General features: G+C 65.7%; 17 protein-coding genes. 2 read left to right on the top strand and 15 right to left on the bottom strand.

The window, feature by feature from the left end:
- The first annotated feature begins 65 nt into the window (after positions 1–65).
- On the top strand, positions 66–1,823 hold the full coding sequence (locus OU994_RS08975) for an FAD-dependent oxidoreductase (protein WP_281611605.1): 1,758 nt from the start codon (positions 66–68) through the stop codon (positions 1,821–1,823).
- Positions 1,824–1,849: 26 nt separating this feature from the next.
- Here OU994_RS08975 and OU994_RS08970 read toward each other — a convergent pair whose 3' ends face one another.
- On the bottom strand, positions 1,850–2,815 hold the full coding sequence (locus tag OU994_RS08970) for a questin oxidase family protein (RefSeq protein ID WP_281610473.1): 966 nt from the start codon (positions 2,813–2,815) through the stop codon (positions 1,850–1,852).
- Between the two features lie 70 nt (positions 2,816–2,885).
- A complete protein-coding gene (locus OU994_RS08965; protein ID WP_281610472.1) occupies positions 2,886–3,626 on the bottom strand; it encodes a PEP-CTERM sorting domain-containing protein in 741 nt (246 codons plus the stop codon).
- A 374-nt stretch (positions 3,627–4,000) separates the two neighbouring features.
- Between OU994_RS08965 and OU994_RS08960 the strand changes: the two genes are divergently transcribed.
- Complete coding sequence (locus OU994_RS08960; protein WP_281610471.1) at positions 4,001–4,375, top strand: hypothetical protein; 375 nt, start codon at positions 4,001–4,003, stop codon at positions 4,373–4,375.
- 172 nt (positions 4,376–4,547) lie between these two features.
- Here the strand turns inward: OU994_RS08960 and OU994_RS08955 are convergent, their stop codons facing one another.
- The 13 genes from OU994_RS08955 to hisC form a co-directional block, all read right to left on the bottom strand.
- Positions 4,548–4,853 carry a helix-hairpin-helix domain-containing protein gene (locus tag OU994_RS08955; RefSeq protein WP_281610470.1) on the bottom strand — a complete coding sequence of 102 codons (306 nt, stop codon included), beginning with the start codon at positions 4,851–4,853 and terminating at the stop codon, positions 4,548–4,550.
- 194 nt (positions 4,854–5,047) lie between these two features.
- Positions 5,048–5,788 carry a LytTR family DNA-binding domain-containing protein gene (locus OU994_RS08950; protein ID WP_281610469.1) on the bottom strand — a complete coding sequence of 247 codons (741 nt, stop codon included), beginning with the start codon at positions 5,786–5,788 and terminating at the stop codon, positions 5,048–5,050.
- Complete coding sequence (locus tag OU994_RS08945; RefSeq protein ID WP_281610468.1) at positions 5,785–6,837, bottom strand: sensor histidine kinase; 1,053 nt, start codon at positions 6,835–6,837, stop codon at positions 5,785–5,787. Before OU994_RS08945 ends, OU994_RS08950 begins: the two co-directional genes overlap by 4 nt.
- Positions 6,838–7,407, bottom strand: coding sequence for a transcriptional regulator (locus OU994_RS08940; protein ID WP_281610467.1), 570 nt, complete (start codon positions 7,405–7,407; stop codon positions 6,838–6,840).
- 149 nt (positions 7,408–7,556) lie between these two features.
- On the bottom strand, positions 7,557–8,498 hold the full coding sequence (rfaE1, locus tag OU994_RS08935) for a D-glycero-beta-D-manno-heptose-7-phosphate kinase (RefSeq protein ID WP_281610466.1): 942 nt from the start codon (positions 8,496–8,498) through the stop codon (positions 7,557–7,559).
- 117 nt (positions 8,499–8,615) lie between these two features.
- Positions 8,616–9,791 carry a lipopolysaccharide assembly protein LapB gene (gene lapB, locus OU994_RS08930; RefSeq protein WP_281610465.1) on the bottom strand — a complete coding sequence of 392 codons (1,176 nt, stop codon included), beginning with the start codon at positions 9,789–9,791 and terminating at the stop codon, positions 8,616–8,618.
- Positions 9,792–9,839: 48 nt separating this feature from the next.
- A complete protein-coding gene (locus OU994_RS08925) occupies positions 9,840–10,139 on the bottom strand; it encodes a lipopolysaccharide assembly protein LapA domain-containing protein (RefSeq protein WP_131147203.1) in 300 nt (99 codons plus the stop codon).
- A gap of 108 nt (positions 10,140–10,247) precedes the next feature.
- The gene (locus tag OU994_RS08920; protein WP_130185742.1) at positions 10,248–10,553 is read right to left on the bottom strand and encodes an integration host factor subunit beta; all 306 of its coding nucleotides are present in this window, start codon (positions 10,551–10,553) and stop codon (positions 10,248–10,250) included.
- Positions 10,554–10,592: 39 nt separating this feature from the next.
- A complete protein-coding gene (rpsA, locus tag OU994_RS08915; RefSeq protein ID WP_130185743.1) occupies positions 10,593–12,269 on the bottom strand; it encodes a 30S ribosomal protein S1 in 1,677 nt (558 codons plus the stop codon).
- Positions 12,270–12,420: 151 nt separating this feature from the next.
- Positions 12,421–13,089 carry a (d)CMP kinase gene (gene cmk, locus OU994_RS08910; RefSeq protein WP_281610464.1) on the bottom strand — a complete coding sequence of 223 codons (669 nt, stop codon included), beginning with the start codon at positions 13,087–13,089 and terminating at the stop codon, positions 12,421–12,423.
- A gap of 217 nt (positions 13,090–13,306) precedes the next feature.
- Positions 13,307–14,659 carry a 3-phosphoshikimate 1-carboxyvinyltransferase gene (gene aroA, locus OU994_RS08905; RefSeq protein WP_281610463.1) on the bottom strand — a complete coding sequence of 451 codons (1,353 nt, stop codon included), beginning with the start codon at positions 14,657–14,659 and terminating at the stop codon, positions 13,307–13,309.
- Between the two features lie 13 nt (positions 14,660–14,672).
- Positions 14,673–15,596, bottom strand: a complete 924-nt coding sequence (locus tag OU994_RS08900) for a prephenate dehydrogenase/arogenate dehydrogenase family protein (protein WP_281610462.1) — start codon at positions 15,594–15,596, stop codon at positions 14,673–14,675.
- Entirely contained in the window at positions 15,586–16,722 is a 1,137-nt protein-coding gene (gene hisC / locus OU994_RS08895) for a histidinol-phosphate transaminase (protein WP_281610461.1), read from the bottom strand. Before hisC ends, OU994_RS08900 begins: the two co-directional genes overlap by 11 nt.
- Positions 16,723–16,734 lie beyond the last annotated feature (12 nt).

Here is a 16,734-nt window from a genome sequence, read left to right as displayed (position 1 = left end):
CCGGCACAGTCCCCCAGTCGACCCTCACCATCATCAACATCACGCAGGAAACCGCCATGGCGAACATGCAGCTGACCCCGACCCAGTTCGTGCCCGAAGCGAGCCGCCACGACGCGGTACCGCCCGTGTCGCAAAACCTCGAGTCGCGGCGCTACCAGATGTTCCCCGTGCTGTCGGAGGCGGAAATCAAGAAGCTGCAGCGCTTCGGCACCGTGCGCACCTACGGGAACGGCGTGCGCATCCTGGAAGCGGGGCACACCACCTTCGGGCTGATCGTCACGCTGGCCGGCCACATTGCCATCAGCCGCTACGATGGCCTGGGCAATTCATGGCCCATCACGGAACACGGCCGCGGCGAATTCACCGGCGAGGTGTCGCAGCTGGCCGGGCGCCCCACCCTCGTCAACGCATTCGCCGTGGGCGACGTGGAAGCGCTGGTGATCCCGCCGGAAAGCCTGCGCGCGCTGGTGATCGCCGAGGCCGAGCTGGGCGAGCGCATCGTGCGGGCGCTGATCCTGCGCCGCGTGGGCTTGCTGGAAGCGAATTCGGGCGGCCCCGTGCTGGTGGCGCCCGCCGGCCATGGACGGCTGCACCAGCTGCGCAGCTTCCTGTCCAGTAATGCGTATCCGCACACGGTGCTCGACCCGAAGGAAGACGAACAGGCGCGCAGCCTGTGCGAGTACTACCAGCCGGGGCCGGACGACTGGCCGCTGGTGGTGTGCCCGGACGGCAGCGTGAAGAAGAACCCGAGCAATGCGGACATGGGCCGCTGCCTGGGCCTGCTGCCGGAACTGGACGAGGACAAGGTGTGGGACGTGATCGTGGTCGGTGCCGGTCCGGCCGGCCTGGCCACGTCCGTGTATGCCGGCTCCGAAGGCCTGTCGGTGCTGGCGCTGGAGCAGCGCGCGTACGGCGGCCAGGCGGCGGCCAGTGCCCGTATCGAGAATTACCTGGGCTTCCCCACCGGGATTTCGGGCGGTGCGCTGGCCGGCCGCGCCTTCGTGCAGGCGCAGAAATTCGGCGTGGAGTTGGCCATCCCGGCGCCCGCCACGCGCCTGGTGTGCGACACCTACCCGCTCGAGGTGCAGCTTGCCGAGGGCAAGCGGATCAAGGGCCGCACCGTGGTACTGTCGTGCGGCGCGCGCTACCGCCGCCCGGCGCTGGACAATATCGCCCAGTTCGAAGGCCGCGGCATCTACTACTGGGCGTCGCGCATCGAGGCCAACCTGTGCCAGAGCGAGGAAGTGATCCTGGTCGGCGGCGGCAATTCGGCGGGCCAGGCGGCCGTGTTCCTGTCCGGCCACGCCAAGCGGGTGCACATGGTGATCCGCGGCGACGGCCTGAAGGCCACGATGTCGACTTACCTGATCGAGCGGATCCACGCCACGGGCAATATCGAACTGCATGCGCATACGGAAATCGTTGGCCTGGAAGGCGACGACGACGGCCTGAAAGGCGTCCGGCTGCGCAACAACCGCACCGGCGAAGAGCACGATTCGACCGTGTGCCGTGTGTTCCTGTTCATCGGCGCCGACCCGAACACGGACTGGCTGGGCGATTGCGGCGTGGACGTCGATCCGCAAGGCTTCATCCGCACCGGCCACGACGTGACGAAGGCCCAGTGCCGCGCCAACTTCGAACAGGGCATCTACCCGAAGGACCAGCCGCAGCGGGCGCCGCTGGAAACCAGCGTGCCCGGCGTGTTCGCCATCGGCGACGTGCGCGCCGGCTCCACCAAGCGCGTGGCGGCCGGCGTGGGCGAAGGCGCGCAGGTGGTGTCGCAGATCCACGCGTTCCTGGCCAACCTGCCGCTGGCTGTCTAGTTTTTCACTGGTTCTACGCTAGTGCTTCACCAGGGTTCCACGGCGCGGGCGGCGATCTCCACGTAGCGGGCATCGCCGTATTCGGCGAATTCGACGCGCGCCGTGTGGCACAGCTTGATCACATGGTCGTCCGTCGACTGGATCGCGCACGCTTCGATTTCGTCCCAGCCGGCCCGCGTGGGGTGCGCGCGGCGGCCTTCGCGCTGCGCCGCCAGCCATGCCACCAGCACGGCCTGCCACAACTGGCGCAGCGCGCCTTCCCGGTCTTCCACATGCCGCACGACGGTCCGGAATGCGTGGCATGCGGTGACGGTATGCAGCAGCATGAAATCCGGACTGGCATGGAAGGCGGCCAGCGCGAACGCGGCCACGTCGCGCAGCGCCAGCGCCGCCGGCTGCGCATCGGCCAGCGCCGGATTCCGCTCCACGGCGGCCATGCGCGAGCCGATGGTCGGCCCTGCCCCGCCGCCGTCGCCGGTCGCCTTGACGATGCGCGCCGCGATCGCTTCGAGCGGTTCATCGCGGCGGCCGGCCGGTACCGGCACGGGTTTCCAGGCCAGCACCCAGAACGCCAGCGCGGCGCTCAGTTCGCCGCGGTCCCCTGCGTCCAGCGCATAGGCCAGCCGGATCATCGCGTGGAAGCCGGCCGCGGCAAGCCCCGGCACCAGCACCGGCAGCCAGTGGCGCAATACGGCGTCTTCGCCATCGGCCGCGACAGCGGCGGTAAAGAACCGCACCAGCCCCGCGTAGTTCGCGTGCCGCCCCAGCAAGGCAAGCGGATCGCCGACCGGTTCAGCCTCGCCGGCAGGCTGCAGCCGGGGGCGGTGGCCGGTGGCGAAGCGCTCCAGCACGGCGGGCGGCGCGCCCATCCGGTCCAGCGCGATCAGCGCCATCGGCAAGTGGTTGGAAAAGCCCGGACCGTACAGCGGACCGTGGCATTGGGCGTCGGCCAGCAAGGCCGAGCATGCGGAGGAAATGGCAGCGGCAGTCATGGCGGTCTCCTTGGAAAGGGATGACCCGACTATACTCCCGCCGCGCGTATAAATAAACTGATTTATTTACTTATCTCTTAGTGTCCCGTGCGCGGCGCCGCCATGCGGCCAGGGCCAGCAGGCCGGCGCCCAGCATTACGTGAGTGGCCGGCTCCGGCACGGCGCTGACGGCGGCCGCATCGATGGCGTTGTAGACGATGCGGTTCGACCATTCGGCATCGAGCGGGCTGGCATCCCCGGTGACGAGGTTCACGTTGAAGCCGATCACGGTGCCGGCGCCATACTGGCGGTAGCCCAGCAAGGCGGCACCGTCTTCCCATTCCAGCACCTGGGTTGCCCCTTCTGCAAACGCGGTGCCGATCTCGCGGCCGACCGTCGCGCTGCCGGCAGCCGGCAAGGTGACTCCTTTCAGCAGCCAGTCGTAGTCCGCCAGCACCTCGATGCCGGGCTGGCTTTCGGCATGGGCCATGTGGTGGTAACCGCCGGCGACGGACAGGCCCGGCGTGATGCCCGCGTAGCGCATGGACAGCGGCTGCAGGATCAGCGTGCCGCCCTGGTACACGAAGGCATCAAGTTCGGCCGCGTTGGCGCGCGTGGTGCCATCCAGGATGAACACGTCGAACGCGGACAGCGTGGCGGCGTCGTAGTCCTGCAGCACGCTGACCTGGTCGCCACGCGCCGTGAGGTTGTCGGCCAGCGTGGGCGTGTAGTACCAGCTCCAGCCCATGGCCACGTTGGCGGCCTGCGTGGGCAGCGCGAGCGTGGCGGACAGCAGCAGCGCCGCAGTGAGAGTGCCGAATGATTTGCGCATGGGATCGTGACCGGGTTGCTGGCTAAGGAATAAGTTAATAACTGATAGCAATAATTATATACATAAGGAAAATAAATTTCTGCAAGTATCGTGCAGTCAGGCAGGCCAGGCCGCCGGATGTCGCGGATTGTCGACATGCACCGTGGTGGTCGGCCCCTGCCGACTTCGGTTAGGAGAAATCACATGGCCTAAGCAAGCTTCCCCTTCCAACTGCAGCTCAGCGAGCCAGGCTTGCGGCTTTTCGTGGGATCGGGAGCAATTGCGGCGCTCCTGGTGTTTTCGTTGATCTCGGCATGCCTCGCGAGCAGTGACCAGGCTTACGCTGGCAAGCACCCATCACGACAACCATTTTCACGTAACCATCTGGATCCGACATGAAGAAACCATTGGGACTTGTCCTTCTTGGGGCAGCCATTTTTACGTTAGCGAAGGCTGCTCCCCTGGAATCATGGCGGCCACTTCAGGCCCGCTACACGATCTTCTCCGGGCTGATCCTGTCCGATCGGGAAGCGCCCACCCCGACAGAAAGGAAGCTCTCCATCCTCATCGAAGGGAAGCCGGCAAAAGAAATATTCGATTCCATCGGGCCCGACTTGCGCTACACCTGCTCGCAAGACGAAGGAGACAGGCAACGAGCAAAGCAGGGAGTGCAGTGTACCTACACTGCCGAAGGAAGGAACAAGGGATACGATTGCTGGATCGGGATCGACCTTCGCACCGGAAAGAGCATCGGAACAGTCAGCTGTTAAGGACCAGTGCCCGCCACCCCAAGTGCAAAATCGGGGGTCAGACCCGTCGGGTCTGACCCCAGCAGTTCGTCCTTGGGGTAATTGCAGGCGCTATTGGCGAGGCTAGGACGCCTAACGTAAGCGGCTGGCTCGGGCCCGGGTCATTGATGCATGACAGCGTTTCTTCGCCAGCTCATTTCTTCGCGTCGGCCACCTTGACCGGCGCGCCGTCGCGCGATTTGCCGTTGATCTGCAGGCCCGCTTCGGAGAGCTTCATCGCGTTCTTGTCGCCGACGCCCTTGACCCGCTGCTGGAAGTCGGCCCAGTCCTTGAATTCGCCCTTCGCCCGCTCGTCCAGGATGGCTTTCGACTTGGCCGGGCCGATGCCCTTGACGGAATCGAGGGCGGCCTGGTCGGCCTTGTTGACGTCGACCTGGGCAAACGCGATGCCCATCGTGGCGGCGATGGCGGCGATGGCGAGCAATAGTTTCTTCAGCATGGTGTTCTCCAATGGGTGGATGGACGCGGCTGCGTCCCGACACAGATTAGCGAACTGGAGTGCGAAGCACACGGCCATGCGGCGCGCCGTTGCTGCCGGTCAGCGGGCCCGGCGATGCGCGGAACTTCGCCGCGATGGCTTGCTGCATGCCCCTGCTGCATTCCCCAGCTGCATGCCCGGGTTACATGCCCCTGTTACATGCCCCTGAAGCGCGCCTGGAACCGCTGGCTGACGGGCAGCCGCGCCGGGTGGTCGCGCAAGGTCAGCCACATGGCGCCATCGGCATCGCGCATCGCGGCGGCGATGCGGCGCACCGCCACCACGTAGCCGCGGTGCACCTGCCAGAAGCCGGCCTCGCCCAGCATGTCGGCCAGTTCCTTCAGCGGCGTGCGGATGTGCGCTTCGAGACGGTCCGTGACCACGCGCGTGTACTTCGCCTCGGCGGAAAAATACACGATGTCGTGCAGGTCGATGAAGTGGATGGTCTGGCCGACCGATGCCTGGATCCACGAGGGCGCGGCCGCCGGCTGCAGCCGCTGCGCCAGCTGGGCGAGGTCCGGTGGCGGGTGCGCGATCCGCTCGCGCACCCGCGCCACCGTGCGCGCCAGCCGCACTGGCTCCACCGGTTTCAGCACGTAGTCGAGCGCGCCCTGGTCGAATGCCTCGACGGCGTGTTCGTCGTAGGCCGTGACGAACACCACGTGGGTACGGCCGCCGAAGGTGCGCGCCACTTCCAGGCCGGACAGGCCGGGCATGCGGATATCGAGGAAGGCCAGGTCCGGCGCCAGCTCGCGCGCCAGCCGCAGCGCTTCATAGCCATCGGCCGCTTCGCCCACAAGTTCCGCCTCGGGCCACAGTTGCTCCAGCTGTTCGCGCAGCGCGCCGCGCAGCAGCGGTTCATCGTCCGCGATCAGGACACGGGGGCGTATCGTCATGCCAGGACCCCGGCAGGCAGCGGCAGCGCGAGTTCGGCCTCGGTCCAGCCGCCGCTGCCGGTGCGCAGTTCGAAACCGGCGCGGCCGCCATGCAGCGCGGCCAGGCGTTCGCGCAGGTTGCGCAAGCCGACTCCGCTGCCCAGCACCGTGCCGCCCAGGCCCGCGCCATCGTCGGCCACCACGATGCGCAGCATGCCCTGCCCCGCCGATGCCGAGACCCGCACGCGCACCTTGCCCGGCTTCGGTTCCACGCCGTGGCGGATGGCGTTTTCCACCAAGGTCATCAGCATCAGCGGCGGCAGGCTGGCCGCGCGCAGGGCCGCCGGGCAATCGACTTGCGCATCGAGCCGGTCGCCGAAGCGGATCGCCATCAGCGCCAGGTAGTGTTCGGCCAGTTCGCATTCGCGGCCCAGGGTCGAGGCTTCGCTGCGCAAGTCCGGCAGCGCCGCGCGCAGGTAGGCGATCAGGTGATCGAGCATGCGTACCGCCTGGTCCGGCGCATGCCTTGCCAGGTAGCGGGTATTGGCGAGCGTGTTGAACAGGAAGTGCGGCTCGACCTGGGCCTGCAGCGATTTCAGTTCGGCGGCCAGCGCGGCCTGGCGCAGGTGGGCCAGCTGCAATGCCTGCGACTGGCGCTGCGCATTCATCAGCGGCACGCCGAACATCGCCGCACCAAAGGCCAGTGCGCAGCCGAACAGCTGCGTATCGTCCAGTATCGAGGGCGCGGACACGTCGCAGGCATGGTAGGCGCGCACGGCAACCCATGCGCCGGCCAGCAGCGCCGGCGGCAGGAACAGCCAGGGCCACAGCCAGCCGGCGCCGCGCGGCAGCACGCGCCGCAACAGCGCCATGCCGGCCGTCATGACCACCGCTGCGGCCAGCAATGCAACGAACAGCGCGAACCAGGCTTCGGCGCGCAGTGCCCAGCCGGCCGCCGCCAGCGCGGCTGCCAGCACCGCACCGGCGGCAGCCTGGCGCGGCGTGCCGGCGAGCTGGCGCAGCGCTTCCTGCGCGCCGGGCCAGTCGCTGTTCGGAACCTGGGCCGGCATCTACAGCGAGGGTTTGGTGGCCAGTTTCTGGGCCGGGCCCATGCTGTCGACCGGCACGTCCTTGCCGACGACTTCGATCTTCAGGTCGTCGATCCACACGGTGCCCTTGCCGGCGCCGATCACGCCGAAGGCCAGCACGCTGGCATCTTCCGGCACATCCAGCGTGACGCTGCGCGGTTGCCAGCCGGTGGTGCCGCTGATCGGCTTGTCCTGGCTGTTGTAGAACGACGCGCCGTGCTTGCCCGGGCTGTCGACGCGCATCCACAGCCCGCTCCACCTGGAAATGTCGCGCGTGCGCACCTGCGCCGAGAAGCGCACCCGCTTGCCGCGGTAGTCGACCGGGGAGATCTGCTGCATCAGCGTGCTCCAGCCATTGCCGTCGCCGCTCACCTGGCGCAGGAACTTGGCATTGCCGCCGCGCCCGTAGCCTTCGGCATCGACGCCGATCTCGTACTGGCCGGGTGTTTCGCCCGCCTTGATCCACGGCTCGCCCAGGCTCTTGGCGGGCGAGGCGATGGCGATGACGGAAGCGGCGGCGATGGCCGCCATGACGACGAGATGCGGTTTCATACGGTGGTCTCCAAGAGGCATGACGAAGCTGTCATGCCATCACTGTGCCGTGTTGCCTGCCCCGCGTGGGAGCGTTGCGACGGGCGCCGCCCAACGTGGACAAGCGCCGCGCCGGCGCGATAAGTGCTCGGGTACGACGGACGCTCCCGTCAGCCGCCGAACAGTTCTTCGCGGGTGACGGTGGCGGTGCCCAGCTTGCCGACCACGATGCCGCCGGCGCGGTTCGCCGTCTGCACCGCTTCCTGCCAGCCAGCGCCGGCGCCCAGCATGGCGGCCATGGTGGCGATCACGGTATCGCCCGCGCCGGACACGTCGAACACTTCGCGCGCATCGGCCGGGATGTGGAAGCGCTGGTCCTTCGTGTACAGCGTCATGCCCTCTTCCGAGCGGGTCAGCAGCAGCGCTTCCAGCAGCAGCGACTCGCGCAGGTTCTGCGCCTTGTCCGTCAACTGTTCCTCGCTGTTCCAGCTGCCGACGATGCGTTTCAGCTCGCCCTTGTTCGGGGTCAGCACCGTGGCGCCCGTGTAGCGGGTGAAATCGTCGCCTTTCGGATCGACCATCACGATCTTGTCCGCCGCGCGGGCGGCCATGATCATGTCCGTCACGTTGACCAGGCTGCCCTTGGCGTAGTCGGACAGCACGATCACGTCGTGGTCCGGCAGCAGCGCGCGGTATTGCAGCAGCTTGTCGCGCAGGACCACGTCGCTGGGCGGCTCCTCGAAGTCGATGCGCAGCATCTGCTGCTGGCGGCCGATCACGCGCAGCTTGATGATCGTGGAAATCGCCTCGTCGCGCTTCAGGTAGCTGTGGATGCCGCCGCCGGCCAGCAGCCGTTCGACCTCGGTACCCGCTTCATCGGCACCGACGACGCCCAGCAGGCCGGCCTGCGCGCCCAGCGCGGCGGCGTTGCGGGCCACGTTGGCCGCGCCGCCCAGCCGGGCTTCGCGCTTTTCAACGCGCACGATGGGCACCGGGGCTTCCGGCGAGATGCGGGCGACTTCGCCGAACCAGTAGCGGTCGAGCATGACGTCGCCGACCACGAGGAGGCGGACTTTATCGAGGGCGGGGGTGGTGTAGGGGGTGAGGGTCAAGATCAAGTCCTTTAGTGTCGGTCGGCTGGAGCCACCCCAGGAGCAAAAGCCGGGGTCGGACCCGGCGGGTCCGACCCCTGTATTTGCCGCTGGGTTGCTTCATGCCCTCCCAACAAATTAATTCATCACATTCAATTCTTCGGTGCGGCGCGGCGGGTAGGTTTCCCAGCGGCTGCAACCCGGGCAATGCCAGTAGAACTGGCGCGCCTTGAAGCCGCAATGGCTGCACTGGTAGCGCGCCAGCTTCTGCGTGTAGCCGTGCACCAGGTTCTGCACCAGCGACAGCTCGGCCAGCACGGCCGGCGAGGCGTCCAGCATGCGCGCTTCGAGGAACTTGTCGAGGCCCAGCAAGGTGGGCGTGCGGCGCAGTTCGTCGCCAACCAGGTTGCGCGCCGCTTCCACGCCTTCCAGGTCGAGCACGGCCTTGAACACCACTTCGAGCAGGTCGATCGACGAGGCCTGCTGCAGGTAGGACTTCAGGAGCGACAGGCCCTCTGGCGCCCTTTCCACTTTCCTGTAGCCGTCCATGATGCGCTGGGCCACCAGCGCCACGTGCGGCACGCTTTGCTGTTCCACGCGGCGCCACATGGCCAGCGCGCCTTCCGCGTCGCCCTTGGCCATGTGCACGTCGCCGCACAGGATGGTGGCACGAACGCTGGTACGGTCGGCGTGCAGCGCCTTGTCCAGCAATGGCATCGCATCGTCCGGATGCATGTGCACCAGCGCGTCCTGGGCCAGCTCGCAGTAGAACTGGGCGATTTCCTTCTGGCGCGAACCGGCGCCGGCTTCCTGCAGGGCGATCGCCGCCTCGATGGCGCGCTGCCATTCCTTTTCGCGCTGGTAGATCTCGAGCAGTGCGCGGCGGCCCTGCACCGCGTACGACGTGTCGAGCAGGCGCGTGTAGGTTTCCTCGGCGCGGTCCAGCAGGCCCGCCTTCAGGTAATCCTGGCCCAGTTCATATTCCGCGTGCGCGCGCTCGTCGGCCGGCAGGTCGGGGCGGGACAGCAGGTTCTGGTGGATGCGGATCGCCCGCTCGGTCTCGCCGCGGCGGCGGAACAGGTTGCCCAGCGCGAAATGCAGCTCGGTCGATTCGGGGTCCTGCTTGACGATGTCGATGAAGGAGTCGACCGCCTTGTCCGGCTGGTCGTTCAGCAGGTGGTTCAAGCCCTTGAAATAGCCGCGCGGCAGCGTGCGCGATTCCGACACCAGTTGCCGGATGTCGACGCGCGCGGCAATCCAGCCCAGGCCGAAGAAGGCCGGGATGCCCAGTAACCACCAGAGTTCGAATTCCATGTGTGCGTGTTTGTTCTTATTGAAGTGGGGGCCGCGGCGGCGGCGGCGTTACTGCTGCGCGTTGACGTTGTCGGGCGCGCGGTTGACCTGCAGCGCGGCGCTTTGCAGCGTGAGGATCATGGTCTTTTGCCGCGTCGCTTCGCGGCGCTGGCGGACGATCGAGGGTGTCAGTGCGAGCACGCCGAGGGCGGCGCCGGCCGCGAAGAAGGCCAGCAGCACCAGCACCAGGGGGCCGCGCAATTCGTAGTTGAGGAACAGGTGCAGGTCGACTTCGTGGGTGTTTTTCAGGGCAAAGCCGAAGAACAGGATAAACAGCACTATGCCAACGACCGTGGAAATGATTTTCATGCTTTAGCGTTCCCGTTTTTCACTCATGCCGGACATTACAACTTTTCAGGCTAAAAAAAAAGGGCGGGCTTTCGCCCACCCCTTTTCGACCATCTGTAAGCGGAGACTTCAATCCTCGATGATCGGTTGCCCGACCATCGCGTCCACGCGCTCGCGCAACTGCTTGCCCGGCTTGAAGTGCGGTACCCGTTTTTCAGGCACCATCACCTTGTCACCGGACTTCGGATTGCGGCCGATGCGCGGTGGCCGGCTGTTCAGGGCAAAGCTGCCGAAGCCCCGGATCTCGATGCGCTGGCCGGCCGACAAGGCACCGGTCATCGCGTCGAGAATGGTCTTCACGGCATACTCCGCATCCTTGGCCACCAGCTGCGAATAACGCTCAGCCAGGCGGTTGATCAGTTCGGACTTGGTCATCTGCGTTCCAGAAAAGTCTGTTGGTTATTTACTTCGTGCTTAGTTCTTATTGTCGAACTTGGCCTTCAGCAGTGCGCCCAGGCTGGTGGTGCCCGATGCGGCGTTGCTGTCGGAAGCGATCTTCTGCATCTGCTCGGCGGTTTCAGCATTGTCCTTGGCCTTGATGGACAGCTGGATGCTGCGTGCCTTGCGGTCGATGTTGATGACCAGTGCTTCGACCTTGTCGCCAGCCTTCAGGTGCGTGCCGGCATCTTCCACGCGGTCGCGGGAGATTTCGGAAGCGCGCAGGTAGCCTTCGACTTCTTCGTTCAGCTGGATCACGGCGCCTTTCGGCTCCACCGATTTCACGGTGCCGGTCACCAGCGAACCCTTGTCGTTCAGGGCTGCGAAGTTGTTGAACGGGTCGCCTTCCAGCTGCTTCACGCCCAGGGAAACGCGCTCGCGCTCGACGTCGATCGCCAGAACCACGGCTTCCAGTTCGTCGCCCTTCTTGAACTTGCGCACGGCTTCTTCGCCGGACTCGGTCCAGGACAGGTCGGACAGGTGCACCAGGCCGTCGATGTTGCCAGCCAGGCCGATGAACACGCCGAAGTCGGTGATCGACTTGATCGCGCCACGGACTTTGTCGCCCTTCTTGTGGGTGACACCGAAGTCGTCCCAAGGATTGGCCTTGCACTGCTTCATGCCCAGCGAGATACGGCGACGCTCTTCGTCGATCTCCAGAACCATGACTTCGACTTCGTCGCCCAGCTGCACGACCTTGTTCGGGGCCACGTTCTTGTTGGTCCAGTCCATTTCGGACACGTGGACCAGGCCTTCGATGCCCTGTTCCACTTCCACGAACGCGCCGTAGTCGGTCAGGTTCGTGACTTTACCGAACAGGCGGGTGCCTTGCGGGTAACGACGCGACAGGCCGGTCCAAGGATCGTCGCCCAGCTGCTTCACGCCCAGCGAAACGCGGTTCTTTTCCTGGTCGTACTTCAGCACTTTGGCGGTGATTTCCTGGCCAACCGTCAGCACTTCCGACGGGTGACGCACGCGGCGCCATGCCAGGTCGGTGATGTGCAGCAGGCCGTCGATGCCGCCCAGGTCCACGAACGCGCCGTAGTCGGTGATGTTCTTCACGACGCCGGTCACGACCGTGCCTTCTTTCAGCGTTTCCATCAGCTTCTGGCGCTCTTCGCCCATCGATGCTTCGATGACGGCGCGGCGCGACAGGACGACGTTGTTACGCTTGCGGTCCAGCTTGATGACCTTGAATTCCAGGGTCTTGCCTTCGAACGGGGTGGTGTCCTTGACCGGACGGGTGTCGACCAGCGAACCCGGCAGGAAGGCACGGATGCCGTTGGTCAGAACGGTCAGGCCGCCCTTGACTTTGCCATTCACGGTACCGGTGACGATCTCGCCCGATTCCATGGCTTTTTCCAGTGCCAGCCACGATGCCAGGCGCTTGGCCTTGTCGCGCGACAGGATGGTATCGCCGAAACCATTTTCCAGCGATTCGATGGCCACGGAAACGAAGTCGCCTACTTTGACTTCCAGTTCGCCCTGGTCATTCTTGAATTCTTCAACGGGGATGAAAGCTTCCGATTTCAGGCCGGCGTTAACGATCACGAAGTTGTGATCCAGACGCACGACTTCAGCGGAGATCACTTCGCCAGAGCGCATGTCTTGACGCGACAGGGACTCTTCGAAGAGGGCTGCGAAACTTTCCATTTAAATATTCCAGGTTATCCAGTAAGGCTCGCAACATGCGACTTCAACTGGGTTAGGGGTTAAACACACTGCGCACGGACAGAGCACGCCGCAGCTCCTGCTCTACAACATAGCTTCAAAGCCTTGCATGGCTTCATAGCCTTACTACTCGCTACCTCCCGGCGGCCGCATACCATCCCAGCACCTGTTCTACGGCGGCTTCCACCGTCATGTTCGAGGTATCGAGTACATGCGCCCCCTCTGCGGGGACGAGAGGTGCGATGGCCCGGTGCGTATCCCGGTCGTCGCGCGCTCGCAAATCCATCAGGAGGTCGTCCATATTAGCAGAAATTCCTTTGCCGATCAATTGCTTATAGCGGCGATCCGCGCGCGCTTCCACACTTGCGGTCAGGAACACTTTTAATTGCGCATGTGGAAAGATTACCGTGCCCATGTCGCGGCCATCGGCCACCAGGCCGGGCGCCTTGCGAAAACCCAGCTGCAAGCCGTACAGCGCCTGGCGCACGGCGGGCAACGCGGCGATCTTCGATGCGGTATTGCCGACTTCTTCCGCGCGGATGGCGTCGCTCACGTTTTCGTTCGACAGGAAAATCGCGTCGCCCGAAAAGTGGATGTGGAGGTGCTCGGCAAGTTTCGCAAGAGCATGTTCATCGGTCAGCGGCGTGCCGCGGCGCAGCGCCTGCAGCGCCGTCAGGCGGTACAGCGCACCGGAATCGAGCAGGTGGAAGCCGAGTTTGTCGGCGACCTTGTGGGCAACGGTCCCCTTGCCGGATGCGGTGGGGCCGTCGATCGTGATGACGGGGATGTGGGAGGTAGGCATGGGGCGGATTTTAACCCGGCGGCTGTGATAAGCAGAGCGTTGGTGGCGCCAAAATCAACCCCAGAAGCAAACCCTGGGGTCAGGGTGGAGTGCTGGCCTGCATGCCAGCACCGTTCCGCAGGCGCGAAGCATTCTTCGCGAAACCCCTGCTTCACCCCGACGGTTCTGCCCCCGGCAGTTGCCGCTGGGTTGAATTACGCCAACGGCTTGCTGGAGATTAATACTTCGCGTCGTGCGCGATGCCGGCGAAGGCGGTGAAGTAGTCGGGGAAGGTCTTGGCCACGCACTTCGGGTCGTTGATGCGCACGTCGGCGCCGCGGCGGGCGGCGCCGTCCAGCGAGGCCAGCGAGAAGCACATCGCCATCCGGTGATCGTCATAGGTGTCGATAGTGGCGGCGGACAGCACCTTCGGCGGCGTCACCTTCAGGTAGTCGGCGCCCTCTTCCACCTCGGCACCCAGCTTGCGCAGCTCGGTGGCCATGGCGGCGATGCGGTCGGTTTCCTTCACCCGCCAGCTGGCGATGTTGCGAAGCGTGCTGGTGCCTTCGGCGTACAGCGCGGCGATCGCGATCGTCATCGCGGCGTCCGGGATGTGGTTGAAGTCGGCGTCGATGGCCTTCAACGGGCCGGAGGATTTCGCTTCGATCCAGTTGTCGCCCATCGTGATCTGCGCGCCCATTTCCTGCAGCGCGTGCACGAAGCGCACGTCGCCCTGGATCGAATCGCGGCCCACGCCTTCGACGCGCACCGGGCCGCCGGCGATCGCGCCGGCCGCCATGAAGTACGACGCCGACGAGGCATCGCCTTCGACATGGATGTTGCCCGGGCTCTGGTAGCGCTGGCCGGAGGCGATCGTGAACGACTGCCATTCGTCCTGCTCCACCGAGATGCCGAAGCGGCGCATCAGGTTCAGCGTGATCTCGATGTACGGCTTGGAGATCAGTTCGCCCTCGACCTCGATCGTCACCGCATGGGAATGCGCCATCAGCGGCGCCACCATCAGCAGCGCGGTCAGGAACTGGCTCGACACGTTGCCGCGCACCGACAGCTTGTTCGTGTTGAACTGGCCATCGCGGATATGCAGCGGCGGGAAGCCGGCATTGCCAGTGTACTCGATGTTCGCGCCGACGGCGTTCAGCGCGTCGACCAGGTCGCCGATCGGGCGTTCGTGCATGCGCGGCACGCCGCTCACCTTGTAGTCGCCGCCGATCACGGCCAGCGCCGCCGTCAGCGGGCGGATCGCGGTGCCGGCATTGCCCATGAACAGGTCGGCCTGGCGGTTCGGGAAGCTGCCGTTGGCGCCGTGCACGCGGTGGATCGTGCGCGCGGTGCCGTTCACTGCCTCCTGCGGTTCTTCCTTCCATTCCACGCCCAGCGTGCGCAGCGCGGCCAGCATCACCTGCGTGTCGTCGGAATCGAGCAGGTCGACGATCTTGGTTTCGCCTTCGGCCAGCGCGGCCAGCAGCAGGATGCGGTTGGAGATGCTCTTCGAGCCCGGCAGGCGGACCACGCCTTCCACGTGCATCACCGGCTTCAGGTCGATGAACGGCGGGTGATTCAATTCAGCCATGATAGAAATCCTTTTATTCTGCGGTGTCTTTTGGGGGCGGCGCTTCGGCCGCCTCGATCGCCTCGATCCAGCGCCGGCGCGCGCGCTGCGCGTTGCCGTACACGGCTTCGAGGGTAGCGCCGTCGCCTGCCGCCAGGCGTTCGCGCAGGTGCGTCAGTTGCGCCATGTAGGCGTCCAGTTCGGACAGCAGCGCGGCCTGGTTGGCAAGGCTGATGTCGCGCCACATTTCCGGCGACGAGCCGGCGATGCGGGTGAAGTCGCGGAAGCCGCTGGCGGCGTACTGGAACAGCAGGTCGGCATGCGGCTTGCCGGCGATATCGTCGACCAGCGCGTAGGCCAGCAGGTGCGGCAGGTGGCTGACGGAAGCGAACACCTTGTCGTGCTCTTCCGGCGTCAGGCGATGGATGATCGCCCCGCAGGCCCGCCATGCATCCGTCACGCGTGCCACCGCTTCCGGTGCGTTCTCGGCCAGCGGCGCGACGACGAACTTCTTGCCGATGTACAGGTCGGCGATCGCCGCATCCGGCCCGTTGGTCTCGCGCCCGGCGATCGGATGGCCCGGCACGAACTGGCCGATGCGGTCGCCCAGCACGGCGCGCGCCGCCGCCACGACATCGGCCTTGGTGCTGCCGCAATCGGTGACGATGGTCTGCGCGCCGAGATGCGGCAGCAGCCCTTGAAGGATGCGCGCGGTTTGCGCGACGGGCGTAGCCAGCACCACCAGATCGGCACTCCGAATGGCTGCCGCTTCCGCTGCCGCATCCGCTTGTGCTCCCACCACTGCCTCGTCGATGATGCCCAGCTCCAGCGCGCGCAGTGCCGATGCCTCGGAGCGGTCGATGCCGACCACGTGCCGCACGGCGCCGGCCGCCTTGAGGGCGCGCGCGAACGAGCCGCCGATCAGGCCGACGCCATAAACGACGATCTTATTCAGCACGGCCGTCCGCCAGCGCCTTCTGCAAGGCGGCGATCAGCACGGCGTTCTCCTGCGGCAGGCCGATGGAAATGCGCAGCCACTCGGGCAGGCCGTAGTTGCCCACCGGGCGCACGATGACGCCCTGCTTCAGCAAGGCCAGGTTGACGCGGGCGCCGGCGGCCAGGTCGTCGCCGACCTTGACCAGCACGAAGTTGCCGTACGACGGCACGTACTGCAGGCCCATCGCTTCGAACGCTTCGACGAACTGCCGGTAGCCGGCGGCATTGTTGCGCGCGCTCTTTTCCAGGAACTGCTTGTCGTTCAGGGCGGCGATCGCGGCGGCCTGCGCCAGCGAGTTGACGTTGAACGGCTGGCGGATGCGGTTCATCAGGTCCGTCAGCTGCGGCTGCGCCAGCGCGAAACCGACGCGCAGCCCGGCCAGGCCATAGGCCTTGGAGAACGTGCGGGAGACCAGCAGGTTCGGGTACTGGCGCACCCAGCTCGCCGATTCGTACTGGTTTTCCTCGGCCAGGAATTCGTTGTAGGCCTCGTCCAGCACGACCACCACGTTGGACGGCACCTTCTGCAGGAAGGCTTCGATCTCTGCGCCTGGCACGAAGGTGCCGGTGGGGTTGTTCGGGTTGGCGATGAAGACCAGGCGGGTGTCTTCCTCGATCGCGTCGAGCATGGCGTCGAGATCGTGGCCATGGTCTTTCGCGGGCACCACGATATGGCGCGCGCCGACACCCTGGGTGGCCAGCGCGTATACGGCGAACGAGTACTGGGCGTAGACGATCGACTGGCCCCGTTCCACGAACGCGTGGGCGGCGATTTCCAGGATGTCGTTGGAGCCGTTGCCCAGCGTGATCCACTCGGGCGGCACGTCGTAGCGCTGCGACAGGGCCTGCTTCAGTTCGAAGGCATTGGCATCGGGATAGCGGCCCAGGTCGCTTGCGGCCTTGGCCATGGCCTGCTGGGCCGATTCGGGCACGCCGAACGGGTTTTCATTGGATGCCAGCTTGACGATGTTTGCCTCGTCGAGGCCGAACTCGCGCGCCACTTCCGAGATGGGCTTGCCCGCCTGGTAGGGAGCGATCGCGCGGACATATTCGGGGCCAAAATGCGCTGGACCAAATTGCTTGGACATAAATTTTCTCTC

The organism is Pseudoduganella sp. SL102 (genome assembly GCF_027856995.1).
GTDB classification, from domain to species: Bacteria; Pseudomonadota; Gammaproteobacteria; order Burkholderiales; family Burkholderiaceae_D; genus Rugamonas; species Rugamonas albidiflava.
Note: the sequence above shows the minus strand (reverse complement) of the source record. Positions and strands in the feature narration are given on the sequence as shown.

What these genes read in the sequence shown, in the direction of transcription:
- rpsA (WP_130185743.1), bottom strand. Translation starts at nt 12,269, where the DNA reads ATGGAAAGTTTCGCAGCCCTCTTCGAAGAGTCCCTGTCGCGTCAAGAC.
- aroA (WP_281610463.1), bottom strand. Translation starts at nt 14,659, where the DNA reads ATGGCTGAATTGAATCACCCGCCGTTCATCGACCTGAAGCCGGTGATG.
- hisC (WP_281610461.1), bottom strand. Translation starts at nt 16,722, where the DNA reads ATGTCCAAGCAATTTGGTCCAGCGCATTTTGGCCCCGAATATGTCCGC.
- OU994_RS08945 (WP_281610468.1), bottom strand. Translation starts at nt 6,837, where the DNA reads ATGCCGGCCCAGGTTCCGAACAGCGACTGGCCCGGCGCGCAGGAAGCG.
- OU994_RS08970 (WP_281610473.1), bottom strand. Translation starts at nt 2,815, where the DNA reads ATGACTGCCGCTGCCATTTCCTCCGCATGCTCGGCCTTGCTGGCCGAC.
- OU994_RS08940 (WP_281610467.1), bottom strand. Translation starts at nt 7,407, where the DNA reads ATGAAACCGCATCTCGTCGTCATGGCGGCCATCGCCGCCGCTTCCGTC.
- lapB (WP_281610465.1), bottom strand. Translation starts at nt 9,791, where the DNA reads ATGGAATTCGAACTCTGGTGGTTACTGGGCATCCCGGCCTTCTTCGGC.
- OU994_RS08960 (WP_281610471.1), top strand. Translation starts at nt 4,001, where the DNA reads ATGAAGAAACCATTGGGACTTGTCCTTCTTGGGGCAGCCATTTTTACG.
- OU994_RS08955 (WP_281610470.1), bottom strand. Translation starts at nt 4,853, where the DNA reads ATGCTGAAGAAACTATTGCTCGCCATCGCCGCCATCGCCGCCACGATG.
- OU994_RS08975 (WP_281611605.1), top strand. Translation starts at nt 66, where the DNA reads ATGCAGCTGACCCCGACCCAGTTCGTGCCCGAAGCGAGCCGCCACGAC.
- OU994_RS08920 (WP_130185742.1), bottom strand. Translation starts at nt 10,553, where the DNA reads ATGACCAAGTCCGAACTGATCAACCGCCTGGCTGAGCGTTATTCGCAG.
- OU994_RS08925 (WP_131147203.1), bottom strand. Translation starts at nt 10,139, where the DNA reads ATGAAAATCATTTCCACGGTCGTTGGCATAGTGCTGTTTATCCTGTTC.
- OU994_RS08950 (WP_281610469.1), bottom strand. Translation starts at nt 5,788, where the DNA reads ATGACGATACGCCCCCGTGTCCTGATCGCGGACGATGAACCGCTGCTG.
- OU994_RS08965 (WP_281610472.1), bottom strand. Translation starts at nt 3,626, where the DNA reads ATGCGCAAATCATTCGGCACTCTCACTGCGGCGCTGCTGCTGTCCGCC.
- cmk (WP_281610464.1), bottom strand. Translation starts at nt 13,089, where the DNA reads ATGCCTACCTCCCACATCCCCGTCATCACGATCGACGGCCCCACCGCA.